This window comes from Microbacterium sp. MTN4-26, from assembly GCF_042846595.1.
Classification (GTDB): Bacteria; Actinomycetota; Actinomycetes; order Actinomycetales; family Microbacteriaceae; genus Microbacterium; species Microbacterium luteum.
Genome location: NZ_BTGO01000006.1, coordinates 164,065 through 188,393 on the forward strand (window position 1 = coordinate 164,065; position 24,329 = coordinate 188,393).

Sequence of the window (24,329 nt, forward strand, 5' to 3'; positions counted from 1 at the left end):
TCAGTCTGTGTCACGCCGGGACGGAGGCGGTACCGGGTGCGGTGCTCCTCGCGATGGTTCCGTGGCGGAAATGCCGACTCAGCGCCCGGTGCCACGGGTTGGCGGGAAGGTCCGAGTGCAGCGCGGCCATGCCGGTGCCGTACTTCGACACCTTCGCGGGGCGGTGGCCCTGTCGCCACAGCGCGCGGTCGAGCGCGCCGGCACGCTGCCCGGACTTCGTCTCGACGATCACGGACGACGGCAGCTGCAGGACCGCGCCGTCGGCGGCTATCCACGTGAGCTCGGTGTCGATCGTCGCCCGCGAGGGGTCGCCGCCCGGCGTCGCCGGGAGCAGCACCGTGGCGCGGCGGTATCGAGTGACGAGCGTCGGCTGCAGCCTCTCGGCCAGGCGCGCCGCGCCGGGAATCCCGGCATCGGCGAGGAGGTCGGTGGCGTACGCGACCGCTTCGTCGTCGAGTTCGTCGCCGGTGACCGGCACCCGGTCCTTGACGGTGGCGGCGCGTGCACCTCGGGTCTTCACCTCGAGGAACGATCCGCCCGAATCCAGATACGTGCGTGCGCGCACCTTGAAGCGGCGGCGGCGTCCGCGCACCGCGCCGTAGAAGCTGTCGAGGGTGGGCGTGTCGAAGTACTGCGAGGCGTAGCGGAGCGCGTTCTCTCCGCCGATTTCGAGGACGTCACTGCCAGTGGGAAGGGCATGCAGCACCGCCGGCAGGTCGCGGGCCGGAACGATGTACTTGCGGTCGACACGGGTCTGCAGCTCCGCCCGGGCGTTGAGTTCATCCAGGCCCACGGTGCGCAGGCCGCCGAGTGCGGCGAGGGCGTTCATCGGGCCACCTGCCAGGTGTGGGCGACCGTGTCGGGCGCGCTGTCGCGCTCCGAGGGCGTGGAGCTGTCATGCGTGCTGCGGCGACGCGGCGAGGCTCCGCGGCGGGGGAGGGCGTACCGCACGTTTACCGTGGTGGTGTCGGAGACGAGGTCGAGTCCGCGCACGGTGACGCGCTGCACGGTTGTGCCGAGGAGTGTCTCGACGGCCGCTCGGGCGTCATCCTCATCCGGGTAGGCCCTATCGAGCACGAGCGTCTGCTCGCGCGAGCGACGCAGCACGAGGGGGCTGTCGACGATCGCGATCACGCCGACGATCAGCGCCGTGAGGCCGATCGCACTCCATGTGGCCGCGCCCGACAGGCCCGCGATCAGACCGAGGGCGAGGGCGGCGAGGTAGTAGGCGATCTCGCTCTGCTCGATCTCCCGGGAGCGCAGGCGGAGGATCGACAGCACGCCGAACAGGCCGAGGCCGAGGCCGGCGGTGACGGTCGAATCGGTGAGCACCATCGACACCGCCAGCACGCCGACGTTGACGCCGACGAAGGCGATGGCGAGGTCTCGTCGCCGGTGCCGGGGGTAGTAGACGGCGAACGCCAGGACGGCGATGGCGATGAGATCGAGGGCGATGACGGTGAACAGTTCCACGGGATTCTCCTGACGGGTGGTGTCGGGAGTTCCAGAGAACGCCGCCCGCCTATGCGAGTGCTATGGGAGACCTCGGGCGGGGTTACGAATCGGTAACGCGACCCGAACGCGCCGGTGAACGACGGTGCGGCCCATCCGCGTCGGCCCCGGTCTCGCGCGGGCGTCCGCGTCCGCCCTTGTCTCGCGCGGGCGTCCGCGTCGGCCCTTGTGCCGGCTTCCCGCGTTGCGCGTCCAGCGTTGAGGGGCACTAACTCAGGCTGAGCGGGCCAGCGAGGCCGAATCTGGGTCGTTTCGCGGCGTTCGCACGCTCTCAGCCTGAGTTGGGGCACGCAGGCGTTGCGGCACGGCGGGCTGATGAACCGTCCGGGCGCGCCTTGGGAAGCGACACCTCGCGGCCCCGTTCCGCCTGCGTAGCTGCCAACGGGTGTGGGGGCGGCGTCGGGCCGCTTTGGTGTCGTGGCACTAACTCAGGCTGAGGCGGGCGGCGAGGCCTGATTGGTGGCGTTTCGCGGCGTCGTCGCTCCTGCAGCCTGAGTTAGGGCACGGCGGGGCGGCGGCACCGGGGCGGCGGCGCGAGGCGGCGCGGAGGGACGACGGGAACCCCGGATGCGGCCTCGAGAGGATTAGGGGTTCCCCCGGAAGCGCGGGGGAGGCCCCGGTGCGAGACTCGATGTACCAGACGACGCACCGGGCACAACTGGGGGAGCCCGGAAGCGGCCGGCGGGATCTGTCGCTTGTCCCGCCGGCGTCTGGGGCCCGGCGCGTGTTCGGCGCGAGAATGGATGCGTGAGTGCCGCGACTTCGCTGACCGACGTGCCCGCCCCGACCTTCGTGATGTCCGAGGACGGCTTCCGCCTCGCCACCTACACGTGGGGCGAGGAGGGGCAGCCCACCGTCGTGCTCGTGCACGGATTCGCCTCGAGCACGCGGGACAACTGGGTGAACACCGGCTGGGTGCGCGACCTCACCGACGACGGATACCGCGTTCTCGCCCTCGACCAGCGCGGCCACGGGGCCAGCGACAAGCCCCACGAGTCGCGTGAGTATGACATCGCGGCCCTCGCCCGCGATGTCGAGACGGTCCTCGACACGTATCTCGTCGACACCGTCGCGTACGTCGGCTACTCCCTCGGCGCGCGCGTCGGCTGGGAGGTCGCCCGTGACCTCCCGGGGCGGATCGAGCGGGTGGTGCTGGGCGGCGTTCCCGACGGGGTGCCGTTGAGCAAGCTCGACCTCGATCAGGCGCGCGCCTACGTGCGCGAGGGCGCAGCGGTGACGGATGAGCGCACGCAGCAGTACGTCGGCCTCATCGAACGGGTCGGCGGCAACGACCTCGAGGCGCTGCTCGCGATCGCCGAGGGGCTGCGCGGCTCGGGCGCAGCCGACCCCGACCCGGCTGCGGCGCCCGCCCAGCCGGTGCTGATCGCGACCGGGTCCCGCGACGCCATCCTCGAGGGCTCCAAGGCGCTCGCCGCCGCGTGCCCGCAGGGCCGGTTCATCGAGATCCCGAATCGTCACCACTTCAACGCGCCGGGCTCGCGGGACTTCCGCGCGGCCGCGCGCGAGTTCCTCGCCGGCTGATTCGCCCTGCGTCGAGACCGGGGCCTTCGTCCGAGACCGTGCGGCGTGCGCGCGGGTTTCGGACACAGCCCCCGGTCTCGACGGCGCGGAGTCAGTCCGCCAGCACCGGATGCGCGTCGCCGAGGCGGTCGTGGCCGGGGCGCTCCGTTACGCGGGAGCGGAGGGTGTTCCCCGGAACGCCCGCGCGCAGCCGGCCGCGCTCGCGCAGGATCGGCATCACGAGGCGGCCGAAGTCCTCGAGATCGGCCGGCTCGAACACCGGCTCGAGGAGGAATCCGTCGAGATCGGTCTCGGCGGCCAGGCGCTCGATGCCGTCGGCGACCTGCGCCGGGTCTCCGACGAGCCGGAAGCCGCGCGTGCCGCGGCCGCGCAGCTGGTCGAGGATCTCCCGCACCGTGGGGGCGTTCTCGCCGAGGAAGCGCTCGATGTTGCTCGTGCCCATCTGCCCGACCGGGCCGCCCTGCCCGAGCACCTGGTGCAGCGTCTTGTCGGGGTCGAGGGCGAGCAGGTCGATGCCGGTGTTGCCGGCGTAGAGGGATGCGACGATCTCATCCGTCTGCATCGCGTCGAACTCCGCCTCATAGCGTTGCGCATCGGCCTCGGTCTCGCCGACGAAGACGGTGAGCCCGGCCATGAGCTTCACGGCCTGCGGGTCGCGTCCGCGGTCGGCGGCGAGCCGGCGGATGTCGGCGACGGCGGCGGCCGTGCGCGCGGGCGTCGTGGCCTGCACGAACACGCACTCGGCGTTGCGCGCGGCGAAGGCGCGTCCGGCGGGGGAGGTGCCGGCCTGGAACAGCACCGGCGTGCGCTGCGGCGACGGCGGGGCCCCGAAGTAGCCGCGCGAGCGGTAGTGCTCGCCCTCGAAGACGACCGGATGCACGCTCTCGCGCCGCGCATAGACACCGGCGTCGCGGTCCACGATGCGGGCGTCGTCATCCCACCCCTGCTCCCACAGCCGTGCGGCGAGTTCCACGTACTCGGCGGCCATCGCGTAGCGCGTGTCGTGCGGCACGATCTCGTCCTGTCCGAACACGTCGGCGACGGCGTTCTGCGAGGCGCCGGTGACGATGTTCCAGCCGACGCGACCGCCGGTGAGGTGATCGAGGGTCGCGAAGCGGCGCGCGAGCTGAGCCGGATGCTCGAGGCCGGTCGACATGGTCACGACGAACCCGAGCGTTTCGGTGTGCTGGGCGAGAAGCGGAAGCAGGTAGTCGGGGTCGATCGCGGAGAAGTTGATGCCCTTGGTCGCCGCGATCTCGGGCAGGTCGCCGTCCACGAGCGGGTAGCCGTAGCCGCCGGCGAAGAAGAGGAAGTCGAAGCCGGCGTCTTCGAGCACGCGCGCGATGTGGATCCAGTGCTGCGGGTCGAGGAAGTCGGCGCTGCGGCTGCGCGGATGCGCCCAGCTGAACGTGCCGCCCACCTGCGGGGCGGTCACTTCGAACACGCCGAAGTGGAGGGTCTTCGCGTCGGTCACGACAGCGCCCCCTGCCGTCGATGCGCCGCCCCTGGATGGGTGTCGGCCAGGCGCGGCCCGGCTCCGAGCAGCCGCTCTCGCAGGGTCACCTTGGGGTTCTCAGCGGCGACGAGTCCGCGCGTGCGCAGTTCGGGCATGACGAGGTCGAGGAAGGAGTCGAAGGTGCCGGTGTGGTCGGGTTGCACGAGGAATCCGTCGGCGCCGGTCTCCGCGATGGCGCGCTCGGCCGCATCGACGACCTCGGCGGGGGTGCCGACGAACGGCGTGCCCATGACGGAGTTGCGCTGGAACTCCTCCAGGATCTCGCGCACCGTCGGCGCATCCGGACCGGTGAACCGCTCGATGTTCGTGCGTCCGGTCTGCGAGCTCGACACCGCAGCGGGGTCGAGCGGCCGGTCGGGGTCCATGCCGGACAGATCCAGCCCGGTGTAGAACGCGTACGCGGCCGCGGCGTCGTCGAGCGAGCGCGCCTCGGTGACCCGTCGCTGGATATCGCGCGCGCCCTCCGCGGTCTCGGCGACGATGAACGTGCCCGCGATGAGGCACGTGACCGACTCCGGGTCGCGCCCGTAGCCCTCGGCGCGGCGGCGGATGTCGGTGATCTGGGAAGCCATCGCCGGGATCTCGGCGGCGAGGAACACCGCCTCGGCGTAGCGGGCGGCGAGGTCGCGTCCGGGCGAGGATGTGCCCGCCTGGAACAGCAGCGGTGTGCGCTGCGGTCCGGGCGGCACCGTCAGCAGGCCCTTGGCGTCGAAGTGCGGCCCGTGGTGCTCGATCTCGCGCACCTTGTCGGGGTCGGCGAAGACGCCGCGCTCGCGGTCGAGGGCGAGGCCGTCGTCATCCCACGACCCCTCCCACAGTTTCAGCGACAGGTCGACGTGGTCGGCCGCGATCTCGTAGCGCTTGTCGTGGTCGGTCAGCGGGATGCCGAACAGGCGCGCGGACGCGTTCTGACCGGCGCCGGTGACGATGTTCCAGCCGATGCGTCCGCGCGTGAGGTGGTCGAGCGTCGCGAGCTTGCGGGCGACCATTGGAGGCTTCTCGACCATGGTCGAGAGGGTGACGGCGAGACCCAGGCGGTCGGTCACGGCGGCGAGGGCGGGGAGGATCGCCATCGGATCGGCTTTCGGGAACTGGATGGCGCCGCGGATCGCGGCCGGCGGCACGGCATCGTCGACGATCGGGTATCCGTAGTCGTCGGCGAGGAACAGGAAGTCCACGCCGGCTTGTTCGCAGCGCCGTGCCATCGTGACCCAGTACTCCAGGTCGAGGTAGTCCGTCGACCGGTTCTCGGGCAGCTTCCACATGCCCATCGGGCCTGCGCTCTGGAACATGCCGAGCTTCCACGGTGCCGCCATCCGACTCTCCTCCGACCTGAGTGAACTGAACGGTTCACACTGTAGGCGGCGATTGTTTCGGCGAGGTCACCGGCGGGTCAGAAGCGCGTGCACCGTGGCGTGGTTCGCCGCGCGAAGCTCGTCGGGATCGACGCCGGTGAGGGTGAGGAACTGCAGGCCGCGCCAGAGGCCGACCAGCTGCGTCGCCGCGACGCGGGCGTCGTCGGCGCCGAAACCGTCGCGCCGCAGCACCTCGGCGGTCGCGTCGATCCACTCGTGCGCGATGCGGTCGGTGAAGGCGTCCCAGCCGTCGCGGTCGCGCATCGCGGTGCCGAACTGCTGGAAGAACAGGCGCAGGAACGGGTGGTTCTCGGGCGCGGAGAGGTCTTCCCACACCGCCAGCAGGCGCTGTTCGATCGGACCGTCGCCGGCGAGGCGGGCGAACATGTCGCGCAGGCGGGGAAAGCGCTCGAACGCCGCCTGCGCGGCCTCATCCAGCAGCCCCTGCTTGGAGCCGAAGTAGTACAGCACCATGCGGTTGTTCGACCCGATACCGCGCGCGATCGCGCTGAGGCTCATGTCGATCACGCCCTCGCGCAGGATGAGGTCGGTCGCGAGCCCGAGCAGGCGCGCGCGCTCCGGGCTGTCGCCGGCGTCGTTCACGCGAGCCAGGCGTCGATGGCGGACCTCGCGCGCGCCTTCGTCTCGTCATCGGCGAGGGTGGTCTCGATCGAGGTCCACGCGCACGCGGCGAGCTGCTCGTCGGTCATCCCGAGTTCCCGCCGGCACAGCTCGTACTCGTCGAGGATGTCGGGCCCGAACAGGATCGGGTCGTCGGCGTTGATCGAGCAGCGCACACCCGCATCCAGCAAACCCACGAGCGGATGCGCGGTCATGTCGTCGACGATTTCGAGCAACAGGTTCGAGGTGGGGCACACATCCAGCGGGATGCCGCGATCGGCCAGTTCCGCCACGAGCGCCGGGTCTTCCGCCGCGCGGACGCCGTGGAGGATGCGGTCGGCCTGCAGGGCATCCAGGGCGTCGCGGATCGACTCCGGGCCCACGAGTTCGCCGGCGTGCGGCGTGGACTGGAGCCCGGCGGCCTTGGCGAGGGCGAACGGCTCGGCGAAGTCGCCGGCGGGGTAGCCGCGCTCCTCGTTGGCGAGCCCGAGGGAGACCACGCCGTCGCCGGCGCGCGCGGCGGCCGCACGAGCGATCACCATGGCTTCATCGAGATCGCGCATCCGGTCGATGGTCGGCATGAGTCCGAAGGCGACGCCGTGTGCCGCCGACGCGGCGCGGGCCAGCGCGATGAGTTCGTTCAGCGCCGCCTCGACGGTGCCGTAGCGTTCGGCGTAGAACTGCGGGCTCACGGCGAGTTCGAGGTAGGCGACGCCCTGCGCCGCCTGATCGGCGAAGATCTCATCGGTCAGGATGCCCAGATGGTCGGGGTGGTCGAGCGAGGCCAGGAGGCTGCGATACGTCGCGCTGAATTGGGTGAAGCCGGCGAAGCCGGTCGTCGGCGTCACCTCGATGCCGAGCTTCTGCGACAGTCGCGTGAGCGTCGCCGGGCGCATCGCCGCCTCCATGTGGAGGTGGAGGTGTCCCTTGGGGAGAGCGCGCAGGTCGCGCGCGGCGGGGGCGGGAGTGGTCACGGGATGCTCCTGGGATCGGCGGAGTGAATCGAACGGTTCACACCCTACGGCCGCGATGTTTCCGCGACGTGTCGCGGCCGTGCCCGCACGCGACGAGGGCGCCCCGACTGCGGTCGGAGCGCCCTCTCTGGTCGCTGAGCGGATGAGGTCACCCAGCGAGCTGTTCGAGCTCCCGCAGGTGGCGGTAGGCGCCCTTGAAATAGAGGAGGGGCTCGGTGTCGCGCTCGTGCCATTCGGCCGGGCTCATCTCGACGACCCTGCCGATCACGATGAGGTGGTCGCCCGCCTCGTGCTCGGCCCAGATCTCGCAGTCGACCCACATGAGGGTGTCGGCGATGACCGGGTTGCCGGATGCCGCCGGGCTCCAGTCGATGCCGGCCCACTTGTCGGTGCCCTTGCGGGCGAACTGGTTCGAGACGGCGTGCTGATCATGGGCGAGCACGTTGACGGCGAACTTGCCGTCTGCGGCGATCCGCGGATACGTGGTCGACGTCTTCATGACGCTGAACGACACCAGCGGCGGGTCGACGGACACCGAGTAGAACGACTGGCAGGTGAAGCCGATGGGCGCGCCGTCTTCGATGCCGGAGACGATGGTGATGCCCGAGGCGTAGTGGCCGAGCGTGTCGCGGAAGCGGCGCGCGTCGATGGCCGTGGGCGGGGTGGGGTGAGACATGAATCCTCCTTCGGCCGTCGTTCAGGCGGTCACGGGCGCGTCGGCCGTCGCGGCGGCGACGGTGGCCAGGCGGTTGAGATTGCTGCGGTACTCGGCGGCGGCGTTGGCGACGACCTCGTCGAGCTTGTCCATCTGGCTGAGGGCCAGGTAGAAGCCGCGTCCGGGAACGGTCGCGCCGAGCTCCACCAGGAGCGGTGAGAGCGTGAAGGTCGGGCCCATGGCGTGGGTGAAGTCGGCGCCGGTGTGGACCGGGATCGCGGTGACGCCGGCGAGGCCGTTCGCGGGGTATCGATCGAGGAAGGCCTTGAGAAGGCCCGTGTAGGTCGCCTTGTACGTCGGCGACGCGAACACCACCAGATCGCTCTCGGCGACCTGCGTGTTCAGGGCGGACATCTTCTCCGACGGCCACGCGAAGATCTCATCCACGTGGTCGGCGAGGTCGATGACCTCGAGTTCGTACGAGCCGGGGCTCAGCAGGTGGGAGACCAGAAGCTCGGCCACCTTGCGGGTGCGGGATGCCGGCTTGGGGTTGCCGACGACGACCATCACTTTCAACGACATATGTTGCTCACATCCGTACCGGTTGAGGGGGAACGGAGAGTGCCGTGACTCCACGTAGCGCAGGGGCTGTGGAGCGCACGAGACCTCCACACGCATCCAGGTTCTTTTGGCCCGGAGCGCCCGCAACGGCTTACGCTGCGAGACCGATTCTGCCACCGTCGTGTTTCCGAAGTGTGTCGAAGGTCGTCACACACTCCGGCGCGCTGCAGTGTGCTCGTGCCCGAGGAGAACCTCGTCAGCGGCCGCGAGGGGCTCGCCCACTCAGACTCCACGTCGGTGACGACCTCCAGCGTCTCGAGCGAGACGGCCGCGGCGGCGAAGTCGTCTTCTTCGCGGAGGAACGACACCACCTCGCCCTCCGCCCTGCCGACGTCGACGGCGGCGCGTGGAGATGTGCACGCCGTCGGTCGGCGATCGTGTCGAAGCAGTGGCGGCTGCCGAGCACCTTGCCGCGCACGAGCTCAGCGAGCTCGCTCAGCGTCGTGGGCTCGGCGATGCGCGTCGAGCCGTAGGTAGCGCTGCGCCCCCGTTGCGCTGGTCGGTCATCGAGCCGACCCGTCGCGGTCGAACGGCGACGGCCCGAGCTCCTCGAGCAGCTGCGCCATGCGCGCGTACGCGGTGTTGCGGTACGTCACGAGCTCGGCGATCTTCTCGGGGTCGATGTCGCGGAATCCGCCGCCCGTCTTCGTGCCCAGGCGCCCCGCGTTGACGTGCTCCTCGAGGATCGCGGGCGTCGCGAAGCGCTCCGGGAAGTCGCCCTGCAGCGACCCGTAGCAGAACGCGTACACGTCGAGCCCGGCCATGTCGGCGACCGCGAACGGCCCGAAGAACGGCAGCCGGAACCCGAAGGTCGAGCGCACGATCGCGTCGATGTCCGCGGGCGAGGCCACGCCCTCGTCGACCAGCTGCGTCGCCTCGTGGAACAGCGCGTACTGCAGGCGGTTCAGCACGAAGCCCGTGGCATCCTTCACGCGCGCGGCGATCTTGCCGCCGCTCGTGATGAGCGTCTCGGCCGCGACGATGGCCGCGTCGGTCGTGCCGGCGTGGGGGATGATCTCGACGCCGGGGATGAACGGCGCGGGGTTGGAGAAGTGCACGCCCAGGAAGCGCTCGGGCGCCGTGACGGCCTCGGCCAGGCGCGTGATCGAGATCGTCGAGGTGTTGCTGCCGATGACGGCCGTCGCGGTGGCGGCTGAGATGCGCGCGAGCGTCTCGGTCTTCAACTCGATGCGCTCGGGCACCGCCTCCTCGACGAACTCGGCGTCGGCGACGGCCTCTTCGAGGCTGGATGCCGCGCGCACGCGCTCGGCGACGGCCTGCGCGCTGCCGGGGGCGATGAGCCCCTCGCGCTCGAAGTCCTGCGCCTCCTGTCGGATGCGTTCGAGGTTGGCGGCGGCGATCTCGGCCGTCGCGTCGCTGATGACGACGTCGTGGCCGGCGATCGCCAGCACCTGGGCGATGCCGCCCCCCATGTATCCGCTGCCGACGATGGCTACCCGCGTCATGCGCGCTCTCCCGTTTCTGCGGCGCCGTCGGCCCCGCCCTCGTACGCCTCGATGGCCGCCACCTTCTCCGCCGAGGCGGAGGTGGGGTCGAAGCGGTAGTCGAGCCACTCGCCGACGAGGCGCTTGGCCAGTTCCAGCCCGATGACGCGCTCGCCGAGGGCGAGCACCTGCGCGTTGTTGCTCAGCACGCTGCGTTCCACCGAGTAGCTGTCGTGCGCCGTGACGGCGCGCACGCCGGCGACCTTGTTCGCCGAGATCGCCACGCCTAGTCCCGTGCCGCACACGAGCAGCGCGCGGTCGGCCGTGCCGGCGGCCACCCGGCGGGCCGCCTCGACGGCCACGTGCGGGTAGGCGGTCGTGCCGCCGTCGTCGACGCCCACGTCGGTGACGCTCTCGACCCGCGGGTCGTTCTCCAGCAGCGTCCGCAGGGCGGTCTTGTAGGTGTATCCCGCGTCGTCGCTTCCCACGACGATGCGCCAGCGCTCGCTCATTCGGTGTCCTTCCGATAGGTGTCGGCGACCGTGGTCGCCAGGAGGGCCAACGACGTCGCTCCCGCGTCGGGGTGGCCGATGCTGCGCTCGGCCAGGGGACGCGCGCGTCCGATGGCCGGCCGCAGCCGTGAGGTGTCGCGCGCCGCGTCGGTCGCGGCATCCGCCGCCGCCGTCAGGGCGTCGCCCAGGTCGTCGCCGCGCTCGACGCGCTCGCGGAGCACGTCGACGTAGGGCACGAGGGCGTCGACCATGGTCTTGTCGCCCACCGTCGCCTTGCCCCGGCCCATGACGGTCTCGCGCATCGCGTCGGCGGCGTCGACGGCCGCGGCGCGCAGGTCTGCGTCGGCCGCGTCGAGCGTGCGACCGACGGCGCGCAGGGCTGCGCCCCACAGGGCCCCCGACGTGCCGCCCGCCTTCTCGCTCCACGCGTCGCCAGCCGCGGCCAGCGCGCCCGCGAGGCCCAGCTCGGGATCGGCGGCCGCGTAGGCGGCGTCGATCCCCGTGCGCATGCCGACGCCGTGGTCGCCGTCGCCGGCGATCGCGTCGATGCGGCCGAGCTCCTCCTCGTGGGCGTGCAGCGCGTCGCGCGCCGCCTCGAGGTAGCGCCGCGCGACCCGTGCGGCCGCCTGCGACGACTCGGATGCCGCGGGCCCGACCGGCGCGGCATCCTGCAGCGCGTCGTCGTCACCGTCGTCGGCCACGGTCGTCGCCGACGCGTCGACGGCCCCCTTGCGGTAGGCGGGGGTCGCCGCGGGGGCGGCCCACAACTCGGCGAGCTCGTCGTCGAGCCAGAAGAAGGTGACGGATGCCCCGGCCATGTCGAGGCTCGTCACGAGCTCGCCGACCTCGGGCTGCACGATCGTGAGGCCCGCCTCGTCGGCGAGCGCCGCGACATCCCCGAACAGCACGAACAGCTCTTCGTACTTGACGGTGCCGAGGCCGTTGACGATGACGGCGACGCGGCCGTCGCGGTCGTCGGGCGCGTCGGCGAGCAGGGCGTCGACGAGGGTGCGCGCGAGCTCGCGCGAGGGCACCATCGCGGTGTCGCGGATTCCGGGCTCGCCGTGGATGCCCAGCCCGATCGACATCATGCCCTTCGGCACGGTGAACAGCGGCTCCCCGGCGCCGGGGAAGGTGCACCCATCGAAGGCGACGCCCAGCGTGCGCGTGCGGTGGTTGGCGAGGCGAGCCAGGCGCTCCACCTTGTCGAGGCTGTCGCCGCGCTCGGCCGCCGCGCCCGCGATCTTGAAGACCACGAAGTCACCGGCGATGCCTCGGCGGCGCTCGATCTGGTCGATCGGGGCGCTCGCGATGTCGTCGGTGCACAGCACCGTGCGCACGTCGATGCCCTCCTCGCGCAGGCGCTCCTGCGCCTCGCCGAAGTGGAGCACGTCGCCGGCGTAGTTGCCGAAGCTGTAGAGCACGCCGCCGCCTCGCTGCGCCGCGCGGGCGACGCGGTAGGCCTGGCCGGCCGAGGGCGAGGTGAAGATGTTGCCGCACACGGCGCCGGCCGCGAGGCCCGGGCCGACGACGCCGGCGAAGGCGGGGTAATGCCCCGACCCGCCGCCCACGACGACGGCGACCGAGCCGTCGGAGATCGGTGCGCGGCGCACGACGCCGCCGTCGACGGCGCGGATGGTCTGCTCGTTGGCGCGCACGAAGCCCGCGAGGGCCTCGGAGACGAAGTCGTGCGGGTCGTTGGCGATGCGGGTCATCGTTCGCCCCCCTCCGTCAGCGGCGCGGGCTGGCGCACGCGGCTGGCCGCCGGCTCGTATTCGCGCTTGGGCAGCACGTGCCGGCGCAGGTAGTCGCGGTTGTCGGCGCACACCGTGAGCCCGTCGCCGCCGTAGTTCTCCACGCAGATGACGCCCTGGAACCCCTGCTCGATCGCGTAGCGGAAGGCCCGGCGGTAGTCGATGAGGCCGTGCGCCATGGGCGAGGGCATCGCGACGTAGCGGCCCGCCGCGACATTCTCGTCGCGCGAGTAGCCCTTGACGTGCCAGAAGTTGGCGTACGGGAGGGTCTTCTCGACCAGCTCCTGCCACGGCTCGATCGGGCGGTGCAGGCGCACGAGGTTGCCGATGTCGGGGTTCAGGCCCACGTTGTCCATGTCGATCGCCTCCACGAGGCGCACGGAGGAGTCGGCCGTGCCGAGGAACGTGTCCTCGTACATCTCCAGCGACATGATGATGCCGAGGTCGCGGGCGTGCGCACCCAGCTCCCGCAGGCGCGTCACGGCGAGGTCCCAGTCCTCCGGGTCGTCGCGGTGGCCCTCGACGGTCCAGAACCACAGCTGCTCCTGCTGCGCCGGCGTGAGCGCCTGGTGCAGGCCGAACGACACCGTGCCGATGCCGAGCGCCGCCGCGGCCTCGAGCGTGCGGTGGCTGTACGTGAGGTTTTCCGCGCCCGAGGCCTTGTCGATGACGCTGCGGCGGATCGCCGAGATCGAGGTCGGGATGACGCCGGCCTGCTTCGCGGCCCCGGCGAACGCCTCGAGGCGCTCGGGGGACAGGTCGCCCAGGCGCAGCCACGAGTCGGTCACGTCGATGCGGTCGAAGCCCGCGTCGGCGACCTCCTCGAGCACGCCGCCCCACACCGCGGCATCCGCGTCGGTGACGCTCGTGCCGTCGGACAGCGTCCCCGGGAAGGGGAGGGCGGCGGCCGCGATGGGCCAGTTGTCTGCGGTGTATCCGCTCATCGTGTGCTCCTTGCGGTCTCGCGGACGGGCGTGGTGAGCACGGGCTCGCCGACGACGCGCGGAGGCCCGTCGATGCGGAAGGTCGCCGGCTCGCTCAGATGCGTCAGCGACAGCCCGGCGGCCAGCTCGATCGTGCCGGGCTCGACGATGCGCGTGCGCTCGAGCCCGTGGAAAGAGAAGCGATCGGCGTGCAGATCGAAGGCGAGCGTGACCGATTCGCCGACCGCGGCATCCACCCGTGCGTAGCCGACGAGCTGGCGCACCGGGCGGGTGACCTGCGCGACGGGGCCGGAGCTGTAGAGCTGCACGACGGTCGCGCCGTCGCGCTCGCCCGTGTTCGTCACGACGACGGTGGCCGTCACCGTGCCGTCGGGCGCGAGGCGGTCGGCGTCGAGCGTCACGGGCGACAGTGCGAACGAGGTGTACGACAGGCCGTGTCCGAAGGGGAAGGCCGGCGCGATCGAGAGGTTGCTGATGCGGTCGCCGTCCTGGCCGAGCGGAGGCGCGAGGTAGGTGTGCGGCAGGGCGTCGCCGGTGTGCGGGACCTGCACGGGCAGGTGCCCCGACGGGTTGACCTCGCCGGTCAGCACTGCCGCCAGCGCCTCCGCGCCCTCGACGCCGGGAAGGAACGACATGAGCGTCGCGGCCGCGCGTTCGGCGTGCCGGCCGAGCGCGTAGGGCCGGCCCGAGACGACGAGCAGGATGACCGGGGTGCCGGTGTCGAAGAGCGCCGAGAGCAGGCGGGCCTGCTCGCCGGGCAGATCGAGCGACGGGGCATCCGACCCCTCGCCGGAGGTGCCGGCGCCGAACATGCCCGCGCGGTCGCCGACGACGGCGATCACGAGGTCGCTCTCGCGGGCCGCGGCGACGGCGCGCTCGAACTCGGCCTCGTCGGCGGCGGTCGCGAGCGGGACACCCCGCTCGACTCGGATGTCGGAGCCCGGCAGCGCCGTGCGCAGCGCGTCGGGAAGCGTGACGCAGGGCAGCCCGAGGCCGAGCTGCGGGTGACGCGGCAGCACGTGAATGGGGTACGAGTAGGCGCCCATCAACGCGCCCGGATCTTCGACGCAGGCGCCGACGACGGCGATGCGTCCCGGCGCCTGCGTGAGCGGAAGGGCCCCCGCGCGGTTCTCGAGCAGCACGATCGACTGCGCAGCGATGCGGCGGGCGATGTCGCGGTTGCGGGGGCTGTCGAGGTCGACCGTGCGCGGCGACGACGGCGCCCATTCGGCGTCGAGCAGGCCCAGCTGCGCCTTCTGGAGGAGCACGCGGCGCAGCGCCGTGTCGATGTCGGCCTGGGTGCGGGCCGGGTCGGGATCCTCGACGTCGAGCGCGCCGTACGCGGCGGTGTCGGGGAGTTCGACGTCGAGCCCCGCGTGGATGGCGAGGCGTCCGGCGTCCGGCATCGTCTCGGCGACGCCGTGCTTGGACTTGAGGAACGCGATGGCCCAGTAGTCGGAGACCACGGTGCCCTCGAAGCCCCACTCGCCGCGCAGCACGTCGGTGAGCAGCCAGCGGTCGGCGGCCGCGGGAACGCGGTCGAGCTCGGTGTACGAATTCATGACGCTGCCCACGCGGCCCACGCGCACGGCCATCTCGAACGGCGGCAGCACGAGGTCGCGGAACTCGCGCTCGCCCATCGAGACCGGAGCGTGGTTGCGGCCGCCCCGCGACGTGGCGTGCCCGGCGAAGTGCTTGAGCGTCGCGATGACCCCGGCATCCTGCAGGCCCTCGACGTAGGCGGTCGCGAGCGTGCCGACGACGTACGGGTCTTCGCCGAGGGTCTCCTCGACGCGGCCCCAGCGGTAGTCGGTCACGACGTCGAGCACGGGGGAGAGCCCCTGGTGCACCCCGACGGCCGCCATGTCGGAGCCGATCGCACGCGCCATCTCGCCGACGAGCGCGGGGTTCCAGGTGGCCGCCCACGCCATCGACGTGGGGTACACCGTCGCCCCGAGCGTCGTGAAGCCGGTGAGGCACTCCTCATGGACGAGGGCCGGGATGCCGAGGCGGGTGCTCTGCCGCAGGTGCTCCTGGCCCGCGGCGACCTTGCGCATCCCGTCCTCGGACGAGACGGGGGTCGTGCCGAAGACGCGGGTCAGGTGGCCGATGCCGTTCGCGACGGCCTGCTCGAACGCCGGCCGTCCCCGGGACAGCACGTCCTGCATGGGCGCGATGATCTGCGTCGAGTCGCGCCGATCGTCCCAGTAGCTGCCCAGCTGAGCGGCCTTCTCGGCCGGCGTCATCGCCGCGATGAGGGCGTCGACGCGCTCCTCGATCGGGCGGCCGGCGTCCTGCCAGACGGCCGGAGCGGTCTTCTCCTGGGTCGAGTCCATCGGCGATGTCGTCCTCTCTCGCGCACGTGATCGACGCGGGGAGGGAGTCGCCGTCGACCGGGGGTGGGGGTGATCCGTCCTACTTCTCGAAGCCTGCGCCGAACCTCCGCGCGGACTTCTCGATATGCCTTCTCATAGCGTAGGCGGCGGCATCGGGGTCCCGAGCCGAGATGGCCTCGAGGATCTGCTGGTGCTCGTCGAGCGCCTCGGCGGTGATCGCGGAGGTGCTGCGCAGGCGGAAGAGGTGCACGTGCGGGTGCAGGCGCGCGAGCGAGTCGCGCATGTAGCCGTTCTGGCTGCCGGCCGCGATCGCGTCGTGCAGCTGTGCGTCGATCTCGGAGAACCGGGCGTACGAGGCGACGTCCGAGACGCGCTGAGCGTGCAGGGCGCGCATGTCCTCCTGGAGGGCGAGCAGGTCGGCCACATCGTCAGGCGTCATGCGCTCGGCCGAGCGGCGGGCGGCCGCCGGCTCGAGGAGGAGGCGGATCTCGACCATATCCTCGAACTGCGCGCGGTCGATCTTCGGGGCCACACGGTACCCCGCGAGGTGGTTGCGCACGACGATGCCCTCGGCGTCGAGGCGGTGCAGCGCCTCTCGGATCGGCGTCTGCGAGACCCCGAAGTCGCGCGCGAGGGTGTCGATCGTGAGCCGGTCGCCCGGGTCGAGGTCGGAGGTGAGGATGCGGGAGAGGATCGCGCCGTAGATCTCGGCGCCGAGCGGCGTTCGCGCGGAACCGTCGCGTGATCGCAGTGCTGCGACCTTCTCTCCGCCGTCCGTGCGCGATTCCGTGGCCATGGTTCTCCCTTACCGAACGGCGATCGTATCCGATCTGATCACCGCTTCCTTCTAGTCTGCCGTAGATCGAGGTGCGACGCCACTGCGGGTCTCATCCTTGCCCAGGGCCCGTGAATACGTGGGGAAGAGGCGGGCAACAGGGGTGCGGGATCGCGGCTCGCTGTGGACGTTCTCGCAATGTCGGTTGACAGTTCGTGCCGCCGTCATTACGTTGATGCGAGAAGATCGTATCGGATATGCTGCCAACGGAGGATGAGCGATGTACGCGATGCTGCGATCGCCCGAACAGATCGTTTTCGGGCGCGGTCAACGCCACCGCATTCCCCACCTCGTTGCGCAGCGGGGTACCCGCGCCTTCATCGTCGTGGACCCGTTCCTGGCCGACGCCCCCGACATCGCCGCCCTGCGCGACGCGATGACGGACCTCGGCATCCAGTCGGTGCTCTTCAGCGACGTCGTGCCCGAGCTGCCGGTGCATGCCATCTCCGCCGCCGCGAGCGCCGCGTCGGAGTTCGGCGCCGACGTCTTCGTCGCCGTCGGCGGCGGCAGCAGCATCGACACCGCCAAGATGGCGGTCGTCCTCGCCGCGCACGGCGGGGAGGTGTCCGACTACTACGGCGAGGGCAAGGTGCCCGGCCCCGTGCCGCCGATCATCGCCGCCCCCACGACGGCCGGCACGGGTTCCGAGGTGACGCCCGTCGCCGTCATCACGGATCCGGTGCGCGAATCGAAGGTCGGCGTCTCGAGCCCGTACCTCATCCCCACCGTCGCCGTGCTCGACCCAGAGCTCACCCTCAGCTGCCCTCCCGCGGTCACGGCCGCCTCGGGCGCCGACGCGCTGTGCCACGCGATCGAGGCGTACACCGCCGTCAAGGGCGATCCCGCCAGCACCGCCTCGCCCCGCGTCTTCATGGGCTCGACCGCCCTCACCGACCTGCTCGGCCTCGAGGCGGTGCGCCGCCTCGCTGCGGGACTCGTGCGGGCCTACCGCACGCCCGACGATCTCGAGGCGCGGTCGCTGACGCTCTACGGTGCGCTGCTGGCGGGGCTGGCTTTCGGCACCGCCGGCACCGCTGCCGCCCACGCCCTGCAATACCCCGTCGGCGCCGTGACGCACACCTCGCACGGCATCGGCGTCGGATTGCTGCTTCCCTACGTCATGGCCGTCAACGCGCCCGCGCGCCAGGCCGAGCTCGCCGAGGTCGCGCTCGCCCTCGGCGCCGAGCCCGCCTCCGAGGCGGAGCTCGCCGAGCAGGCGCCGCTGCTCGTGCGCACGCTGATGACCGACATCGGCATTCCCGCCTCGCTCGCCGAGCTCGACTTCCCTCGCGACCGCCTGCCCTGGGCGGCGGAGGAAAGCCTGAAGGCCCGCCGCCTCGCCGACAACAACCCCGTGCCGCTCACCGCCGAGACGGCCCTGCGCATCCTCGAGGCCGCCTACGAGGGCTCCCTCACGTCACCGCCGTCCGCCACGGGAGGAAACCGATGACCACCCTTCTCTTGCCGAGCGCCACCGACGTGGCATCCGCCTCGCGCTTCGCCGTGATCAACCCCGCCGACGGGTCGGTCATCACCGAGATCGCCGATGCCGGGGTCGACGACGCCGACCGCGCCGTCGCTCTCGCACAGGTCGCCGCCGCCGACTGGGCGGCCCGCTCGTCGCGCGAGCGCAGCGGCATCCTGCTGCGCGCGTTCGACCGCATGATCGAGCGGCAGGACGAGCTCGCCGCCCTCATCTCGACCGAGAACGGCAAGGCCCGCGCCGACGCGCTCGCCGAGGTGGCCTACGCCGCCGAGTACTTCCGCTGGTACGCCGAGGAGGCCGTGCGGGTGCGCGGCGAGCAGTTCGACAACCCCGCGGGCACGAGCAAGGTGCTCGTCTCCCACGAGCCCGTGGGCATCTGCGTGCTCGTCACGCCCTGGAACTTCCCCGCCGCGATGGCCACGCGCAAGATCGGCCCCGCCCTGGCGGTCGGTTGCACGGCCATCCTGAAGCCGGCCGCCGAGACGCCCCTGACGGCGCTCGCGATAGCCGACATCCTCACCGAGGCGGGCCTGCCCGAGGGCGTGCTGACCGTGCTGCCCACGACGTCGGCGGGGACGGTCGTGGACCGGCTCCTCGCGCACGACGATGTAAGGCTGATCTCGTTCACGGGGTCGACCGAGGTCGGTCGCCACCTGCTCGAGCGCGCCGCACAGCGGGTGCTGCGCACCGCCATGGAGCTGGGCGGCAACGCCCCCTTCCTCGTGCTCGAGGACGCAGACCTCGATGCCGCCGTGGAGGGTGCCATGCTTGCCAAGATGCGCAACGGTGGACAGGCGTGCACGGCGGCGAACCGCCTCTTCGTTCACGAGCGCCTGCACGACCGTTTCGCCGAGGCGCTCGCCTCGCGGATGGGCGCCCTGAGCATGGGAGATGCCGCGGACCCCGCCATCGAGGTGGGCCCGCTCGTCAACGCCAAGAGCCGCGTGAAGGTGCAGGAGCTCGTCGACGACGCGATCGCTCGCGGCGCCCGCGTGCTCGTGGGCGGCGCCGTCCCGAAGGGCCCCGGCTACTTCTACCCGCCAACCGTGCTCGTCGACGTCCCCGCCGACGCCCGCATCCTGCACGAGGAGGTGTTCGGGCCGGTCGCGCCGATCGTGCGCTTCTCGGACGAGGACGCTGCGATCGCAACGGCCAACGACACCATCCACGGCCTGGTCGCCTACCTCTACACCGAGGACCTGCGCCGAGGGCTCGCGGTGTCGGCCCGGCTGCAGGCCGGCATGGTCGCCCTCAACCGTGGCCTGGTCTCCGACCCCGCCGCGCCGTTCGGCGGTGTGAAGCAGAGCGGACTGGGGCGCGAAGGCTCGACCGAGGGCCTCCACGAGTACCTCGAGACCAAATACGTCGCGACCAACTGGTAACGGCCGCGCGAAGACCACCACGAAAGGAAGGCAGTAGCGCCCATGGACTACCCCGAGATCGAAAAACTGTACGAGGGACTGCGCGTCTCGGACGTGCGCGACGGCATGGACTGGATCGGCCTCTTCAGCAAGGGCAGCGTGTCGCGCGACATCCGCCCCCTGTTCGACGGTGCACGACTGATCGGACCGGCGCTCACGGTGCGCCTCGTCGCCACGCACGAGCAAGCGCCGCCCATCAGCGCCGACGAGTACACCGAGTGGGCGCGCAACTACTGGTACAAGGAAAAGCACATCGAGCCGTACGTGTCCGACATCGTCAAGGGTGATGTCATCGTCATCGAGGCGCCGTACCTCGGGGTCGGCCAGCTCGGTTCGTGGAACACGCTGAACTTCTACCTCAACGGCGCCCAGGGCGTCGTCAGCTCGGGAGGCGTCCGCGACACCGACGAGTGCCGGCTGCAGGGCGTGCCGATCTTCACCCAGTTCATCGGGCAGTCGATGACGCAGGGGCGGATCGAGTACCTCGAGCACAACACCCCCATCACCATCGGCGGACAGCGCGTCAACCCGCGCGACCTCGTCGTCGGTGACGGAGACGGCGTCATCATCGTCCCCGAGCAGCACATCGAAGAGGTCGCCAAGTACGCCCGCCAGGAGGCGGACAATGACAAGCGCGGCCGTCGCAAGATGTACGAGCAGCTGGGCTGGGCGCCCGACCACACGGTCGAAATCGACTGACGCGCGCACGTTCGGCGCGGATTCAAAGGAGAAGCCATGCAAGTCGGATTCATCGGGCTGGGTGACATCGGGATGCCGATGGCCCTGAGCCTCGTCGACAGCGAGTTCGACGTCGTCGGGTGGGACCTGGCGGAGGAGAAGCTCGCACGCCTGACCGAAGCGGGAGGGACCGCCGCCACGGGCGTCGACGACTTCGCGGACTGCGAGGTCGTGTGTCTGGCCGTGCCGGACGATTCCATCGTCGAGAGCGTCCTGGTCGAACAGGGCCTTCTCGACGCGCTCTCCACCGGATCCGTGCTGGTGCACAGCACCGTGCTGCCCGACACGATCGAGCGGCTGGTCTCCGACGCTGACGGGGAGGTCCAGATCCTGGACGCCCCCGTCAGCGGAGGTGCCGCGCGCGCCCGTGACGGGTCGCTCACGATCATGCTGGGCGGCGAGCCCTCGGACGCGGCCCAGAAGGTGCTGGACGCCCTCGGCACGACCGTCCGGTGCGGTCGCCCCGGCGCCGGCGCCGCGGTCAAGCTCGCCAACCAGCTGTCGATGCTGGCGTCGCTGCAGGCGCTGTACGAGGGCCTGGAGCTGACCTCGGCCTACGACGTCGACACCTCGCTCGTGCTCGACACGCTCTCGTCCTCCACGGGCGACACGTGGGTCGCGCGCAACTGGGGCTTCTTCGACGACCTGGCCCTGGCGTACGACAAAGCCGGCGTCGAGGTGAAGTTCCGGCCCTGGAGCAAGGACCTCTTCGACGTGGTCTCCGCCGTGCGGCAGGCCGGGACGAGTGCCCCCATGGCGGCGCTGCTGTCGCAGATCCTCGCCGAGCGGGTCGAGCGCCACGCACACGAGTCGGGGTCGGGCTCGTGAGTCAGACGATGGTCAGCGACCAGCTGCCCGAGAACACGACGTTCGACGCCGACACGCTCACCCCCGACCCGGAGCGCCGGAAGGTGATGAAGCGCAACCGCCGCCGCAACACGCTCTCGGCGTACGGGTTCCTCGCGCCGTGGCTCATCGGCATGGCGGTCATCACCCTCGGGCCGATGATCGCGTCGCTGTACCTCTCGTTCACGCGGTACGACCTCATCGGGACCCCCGAGTGGATCGGATTAGACAACTACACCCGCATGTTCGAGTCGGACCCGCGGTACATGAAGTCGGTCGGCGTGACGGTGATGTACACGATGCTCGGGGTGCCCGGCATCCTCATCTTCTCGCTCCTGCTCGCCCTGTTCCTCAACCGGGGTATGCGGTTCCTCTCGACCTACCGGACGCTGTTCTACATCCCGTCCCTCCTCGGCAGCAGCGTCGCCATCGCGGTGCTGTGGCTGCAGGTGTTCGGCTCCAACGGAATCTTCAACGAGTTCCTGGGTCTGTTCGGCATCGACGGCCAGAGCTGGATCGGCAACCCGAACACGGCCCTGTACACCGTCGTCGCGCTCGCCGTCTGGACCTTCGGCAGCACGATGGTGATCTTCCTCGCCGGTCTGCGGCAGGTGCCGCTGTCGTACTACGAGGCGGCCCAGATCGACGGGGCCAACAAATGGCAGCAGTTCTGGTCGATCACGTTTCCGCACCTCACGCCGGTGATCTTCTTCAACGGCCTGCTCACGCTCGTGAACTCGCTGCAGTCGTTCACCCCGGCGTACGTCATCAGCGGCGGCACCGGTCAGCCGGCCGACTCGCTGCTCCTCTACACCGTGTACCTGTACCAGAAGGGGTTCGTGGACTTCCAGATGGGGTATGCATCCGCAATGGCGTGGGCGCTGCTGATCGCTCTCGGGCTGCTCACCGCCGGCATCTTCTGGAGTTCCCGCTACTGGGTTTTCTACGGGGAGGACTCATGACCGACACCTACACGATCACGACGGCGAACTCGCGTCGCCGGTCGCGGCTGCTGCCCTCGCGTCCGACCAAGAGCCGCGTGCTCGCCACGTGGGCACGCCATGCCATCACCATCGCGGTGCTGGTCATCATGCTCTACCCGGTCATCTGGATGGTCGACGCGTCGTTCCGCCCCAACGCCGAGATCGGCAACGACCTCATCCCGTTCACGGGCACGTTCACGCTCGACAACTACATCACCGGCTTCACGGCCTCGACGACGCTCAACTTCGGCGTGTTCTTCACGAACTCCTTCATCATCGCCGTGCTGGCCGTCGTCGGGAACCTGTTCGCGGCGACCCTCACGGGCTACGCCTTCGCCCGCCTGGAGTTCCCCTTCAAGCGGACGATGTTCGCGCTGCTCATGGTGACGCTGCTCCTGCCCTACCAGGTGACGATCGTGCCGCAGTACATCCTCTTCAACGAGCTCGGGTGGCTGAACACGTACCTGCCCCTGGTGGTGCCGAAGTTCCTCGCGACGGATGCGTTCTTCATCTTCCTGACCGTGCAGTTCATCCGCGGCCTGCCGCGCGACCTGGACGAGGCGGCGCGCCTGGACGGATGCGGCAACTTCGGCATCTTCCGGCGCATCATCCTCCCCCTGCTCGGCCCGGCGATCGCGACGACGGCGATGTTCACCTTCATCGCCACGTGGAACGACTTCCTCGGCCCGCGCCTCTACCTCTCCGACACCTCGCGGTACACCGTTCCGCAGGGCCTGGTGCAGTTCGTCGACTCGACGGGCGAATCCTCCCTCGGCGCACTCTTCGCGATGGCCACCCTCTCCATCGCCCCCCTGATCGGGTTCTTCCTCGCGTCGCAGCGGCTGCTCACCCAGGGCATCGCCACGACCGGCATGAAGTGACCTCGACCCCATAGAGAAGGAAACACAGCATGAAAACACAGCATCGTGTCCTCAGCGTCGGCGCCGTCGCGGTCGCCGCGGCCCTCCCCCTGACCGCCTGCGGCGGAGGCGAGACGCCCCCGACCGCCCAGGACGGCGAAGTCGCCGGCGAGATCCAGTACTCGTGGTGGGGCGGGCCCGCCCGCAACGACAAGACCCAGGCCGTGATCGACCTCTACGAAGAGGCGACCCCCGGCGTGACGGTCAACGGCACCACGGCCGAGTTCGCGGCCTACTTCGAAAGCGCCAGCGTGCAGGCCGCCGGCGGCAACCTGCCCTGCGTGCCGCAGATGCAGAACCGCGTCATGGCCGACTACGCCGACCGCGGCGCCCTCCTGCCCCTCGACGGCCTCGTCGAGGAGGGGGCCATCGACGTCTCGAACATCCCCGAGAGCGTGCTCGACAGCGCCCGCGGCGCCGACGGCAACCTCTACATGATCCCCTACGGCGCGGCCTTCGGATCGCTGCTGGTCAACGTCACGGACGTCGAGGAGCTCGGCCTGCCGCTGCCCCCCGAGGGCTACGACTGGGAGTGGCTGGACGAGTGGCTGACCGACATCAGCGAGGCCACCGGCACGCCCGCCACCGGCATCGTCGGCAACCAGCAGGACGTGCTCGAGGCGTGGCTGCGCAGCCACGGCGCCGACTACTACGAGGACGGCCAGGTCGGCTTCACCGCCGACGACGTCGCGGCGTTCTGGGACTACGCGGCCGACCTCCAGGAGCGCGGCGTGTCGATCTCGGCCGAGCGCGCCTCGGAGACGAGCGGTCTGCCGCTCGAGCAGAACGAGTTCAGCCAGGGCACGCAGGCCACCGTCTTCTGGCCGGCCAACGGCCTGGGCACGGCGCAGGCGACCATCGACCAGGCGGCCCCCGGTCACGAGCTGGCGGCCTACCCGCTGCCCAGCGGCCCCTCCGGCAACGGCAGCGCCTTCTGGCTGTCGGGCCTGGCGATCTCGGAGAACTGCGACAACGTCGCCACGGCGGCCGACTTCATCGACTTCTTCGTGAACGACCCCGAGGCGGCGCTCGTCTACGCGTCGGACAACGGCGCCAACACGCAGACCGAGAACCTGCAGGCGCTGCTGGATGACCCGGCCACGTCGGAGGCGAAGAAGTCGGAGCTTGCGCTCTACCAGACCCTCGCCGACGAGGGTGTCGCGCCCGCCGTCTACGGCAAGGGCTATGCGAGCCTGTTCCAGCAGGCGGTGACGCGCTACTACCAGCAGATCTCCTTCGGCGATCTGACGGTGGACGAAGCCGCGGAGCAGTTCACCAACGAGGCCGAAGGCGCCATCGGCTGATGCCGCGGG

General features: G+C 70.8%; 22 protein-coding genes. 8 read left to right on the top strand and 14 right to left on the bottom strand.

All coding sequences use genetic code 11. From position 1 onward, the window contains the following. Window positions 1-10: 10 nt before the first annotated feature. Window positions 11-829: a polyphosphate polymerase domain-containing protein gene (locus tag ACGG9C_RS07020; RefSeq protein ID WP_286721419.1), complete on the bottom strand. Its 819-nt coding sequence runs from the start codon at window positions 827-829 to the stop codon at window positions 11-13. Next, entirely contained in the window at window positions 826-1,473 is a 648-nt protein-coding gene (locus tag ACGG9C_RS07025) for a DUF4956 domain-containing protein (protein WP_286721420.1), read from the bottom strand. The genes ACGG9C_RS07020 and ACGG9C_RS07025 overlap by 4 nt, the downstream gene beginning before the upstream one ends. A gap of 834 nt (window positions 1,474-2,307) precedes the next feature. Between ACGG9C_RS07025 and ACGG9C_RS07030 the strand changes: the two genes are divergently transcribed. After that, on the top strand, window positions 2,308-3,054 hold the full coding sequence (locus ACGG9C_RS07030) for an alpha/beta fold hydrolase (protein WP_390178467.1): 747 nt from the start codon (window positions 2,308-2,310) through the stop codon (window positions 3,052-3,054). A gap of 91 nt (window positions 3,055-3,145) precedes the next feature. Here ACGG9C_RS07030 and ACGG9C_RS07035 read toward each other — a convergent pair whose 3' ends face one another. From ACGG9C_RS07035 to ACGG9C_RS07090, 12 genes are all read right to left on the bottom strand, one after another. Next, window positions 3,146-4,528: an NtaA/DmoA family FMN-dependent monooxygenase gene (locus ACGG9C_RS07035; RefSeq protein ID WP_390178434.1), complete on the bottom strand. Its 1,383-nt coding sequence runs from the start codon at window positions 4,526-4,528 to the stop codon at window positions 3,146-3,148. After that, the gene (locus ACGG9C_RS07040; RefSeq protein ID WP_390178435.1) at window positions 4,525-5,886 is read right to left on the bottom strand and encodes an NtaA/DmoA family FMN-dependent monooxygenase; all 1,362 of its coding nucleotides are present in this window, start codon (window positions 5,884-5,886) and stop codon (window positions 4,525-4,527) included. Before ACGG9C_RS07040 ends, ACGG9C_RS07035 begins: the two co-directional genes overlap by 4 nt. Before the next feature lie 66 nt (window positions 5,887-5,952). Beyond that, complete coding sequence (locus ACGG9C_RS07045; protein WP_286720194.1) at window positions 5,953-6,528, bottom strand: TetR/AcrR family transcriptional regulator; 576 nt, start codon at window positions 6,526-6,528, stop codon at window positions 5,953-5,955. Continuing rightward, window positions 6,525-7,520 (bottom strand): adenosine deaminase, encoded by a 996-nt coding sequence (gene add / locus ACGG9C_RS07050; RefSeq protein ID WP_390178436.1) that lies wholly within the window; start codon window positions 7,518-7,520, stop codon window positions 6,525-6,527. The genes ACGG9C_RS07045 and add overlap by 4 nt, the downstream gene beginning before the upstream one ends. A 148-nt stretch (window positions 7,521-7,668) precedes the next feature. Next, the gene (locus ACGG9C_RS07055; protein WP_390178437.1) at window positions 7,669-8,196 is read right to left on the bottom strand and encodes a flavin reductase family protein; all 528 of its coding nucleotides are present in this window, start codon (window positions 8,194-8,196) and stop codon (window positions 7,669-7,671) included. Between the two features lie 21 nt (window positions 8,197-8,217). Then, window positions 8,218-8,757: an NADPH-dependent FMN reductase gene (locus ACGG9C_RS07060; protein WP_194383781.1), complete on the bottom strand. Its 540-nt coding sequence runs from the start codon at window positions 8,755-8,757 to the stop codon at window positions 8,218-8,220. Between the two features lie 542 nt (window positions 8,758-9,299). Continuing rightward, complete coding sequence (locus tag ACGG9C_RS07065; RefSeq protein WP_390178438.1) at window positions 9,300-10,262, bottom strand: 3-hydroxyacyl-CoA dehydrogenase family protein; 963 nt, start codon at window positions 10,260-10,262, stop codon at window positions 9,300-9,302. After that, complete coding sequence (locus ACGG9C_RS07070) at window positions 10,259-10,753, bottom strand: ribose-5-phosphate isomerase (RefSeq protein WP_390178439.1); 495 nt, start codon at window positions 10,751-10,753, stop codon at window positions 10,259-10,261. Before ACGG9C_RS07070 ends, ACGG9C_RS07065 begins: the two co-directional genes overlap by 4 nt. Continuing rightward, window positions 10,750-12,468: a dihydroxyacetone kinase family protein gene (locus ACGG9C_RS07075; protein ID WP_390178440.1), complete on the bottom strand. Its 1,719-nt coding sequence runs from the start codon at window positions 12,466-12,468 to the stop codon at window positions 10,750-10,752. The genes ACGG9C_RS07070 and ACGG9C_RS07075 overlap by 4 nt, the downstream gene beginning before the upstream one ends. Next, window positions 12,465-13,451 (bottom strand): sugar phosphate isomerase/epimerase family protein, encoded by a 987-nt coding sequence (locus ACGG9C_RS07080; RefSeq protein ID WP_390178441.1) that lies wholly within the window; start codon window positions 13,449-13,451, stop codon window positions 12,465-12,467. The genes ACGG9C_RS07075 and ACGG9C_RS07080 overlap by 4 nt, the downstream gene beginning before the upstream one ends. Beyond that, the gene (locus ACGG9C_RS07085) at window positions 13,448-15,787 is read right to left on the bottom strand and encodes a glycoside hydrolase family 3 N-terminal domain-containing protein (protein ID WP_390178442.1); all 2,340 of its coding nucleotides are present in this window, start codon (window positions 15,785-15,787) and stop codon (window positions 13,448-13,450) included. Before ACGG9C_RS07085 ends, ACGG9C_RS07080 begins: the two co-directional genes overlap by 4 nt. A 79-nt stretch (window positions 15,788-15,866) precedes the next feature. Then, a complete protein-coding gene (locus tag ACGG9C_RS07090; RefSeq protein WP_390178443.1) occupies window positions 15,867-16,583 on the bottom strand; it encodes a GntR family transcriptional regulator in 717 nt (238 codons plus the stop codon). A gap of 259 nt (window positions 16,584-16,842) precedes the next feature. On the opposite strand from ACGG9C_RS07090, the gene ACGG9C_RS07095 reads away from it, so the two are divergent. The 7 genes from ACGG9C_RS07095 to ACGG9C_RS07125 are packed head-to-tail and all read left to right on the top strand — an operon-like array spanning window position 16,843 to window position 24,320. Then, window positions 16,843-18,072, top strand: a complete 1,230-nt coding sequence (locus ACGG9C_RS07095; protein ID WP_390178444.1) for an iron-containing alcohol dehydrogenase — start codon at window positions 16,843-16,845, stop codon at window positions 18,070-18,072. After that, window positions 18,069-19,490 carry an NAD-dependent succinate-semialdehyde dehydrogenase gene (locus ACGG9C_RS07100; RefSeq protein WP_390178445.1) on the top strand — a complete coding sequence of 474 codons (1,422 nt, stop codon included), beginning with the start codon at window positions 18,069-18,071 and terminating at the stop codon, window positions 19,488-19,490. The genes ACGG9C_RS07095 and ACGG9C_RS07100 overlap by 4 nt, the downstream gene beginning before the upstream one ends. 42 nt (window positions 19,491-19,532) lie before the next feature. Beyond that, on the top strand, window positions 19,533-20,228 hold the full coding sequence (locus ACGG9C_RS07105; protein ID WP_390178446.1) for an RraA family protein: 696 nt from the start codon (window positions 19,533-19,535) through the stop codon (window positions 20,226-20,228). Window positions 20,229-20,264: 36 nt separating this feature from the next. Beyond that, on the top strand, window positions 20,265-21,095 hold the full coding sequence (locus ACGG9C_RS07110; protein ID WP_390178447.1) for an NAD(P)-dependent oxidoreductase: 831 nt from the start codon (window positions 20,265-20,267) through the stop codon (window positions 21,093-21,095). Between the two features lie 8 nt (window positions 21,096-21,103). Continuing rightward, a complete protein-coding gene (locus ACGG9C_RS07115) occupies window positions 21,104-22,075 on the top strand; it encodes a carbohydrate ABC transporter permease (protein ID WP_390178448.1) in 972 nt (323 codons plus the stop codon). After that, window positions 22,072-22,977, top strand: coding sequence for a carbohydrate ABC transporter permease (locus ACGG9C_RS07120; RefSeq protein ID WP_390178449.1), 906 nt, complete (start codon window positions 22,072-22,074; stop codon window positions 22,975-22,977). The genes ACGG9C_RS07115 and ACGG9C_RS07120 overlap by 4 nt, the downstream gene beginning before the upstream one ends. Window positions 22,978-23,006: 29 nt before the next feature. After that, window positions 23,007-24,320 carry an ABC transporter substrate-binding protein gene (locus ACGG9C_RS07125; RefSeq protein ID WP_390178450.1) on the top strand — a complete coding sequence of 438 codons (1,314 nt, stop codon included), beginning with the start codon at window positions 23,007-23,009 and terminating at the stop codon, window positions 24,318-24,320. Window positions 24,321-24,329 lie beyond the last annotated feature (9 nt).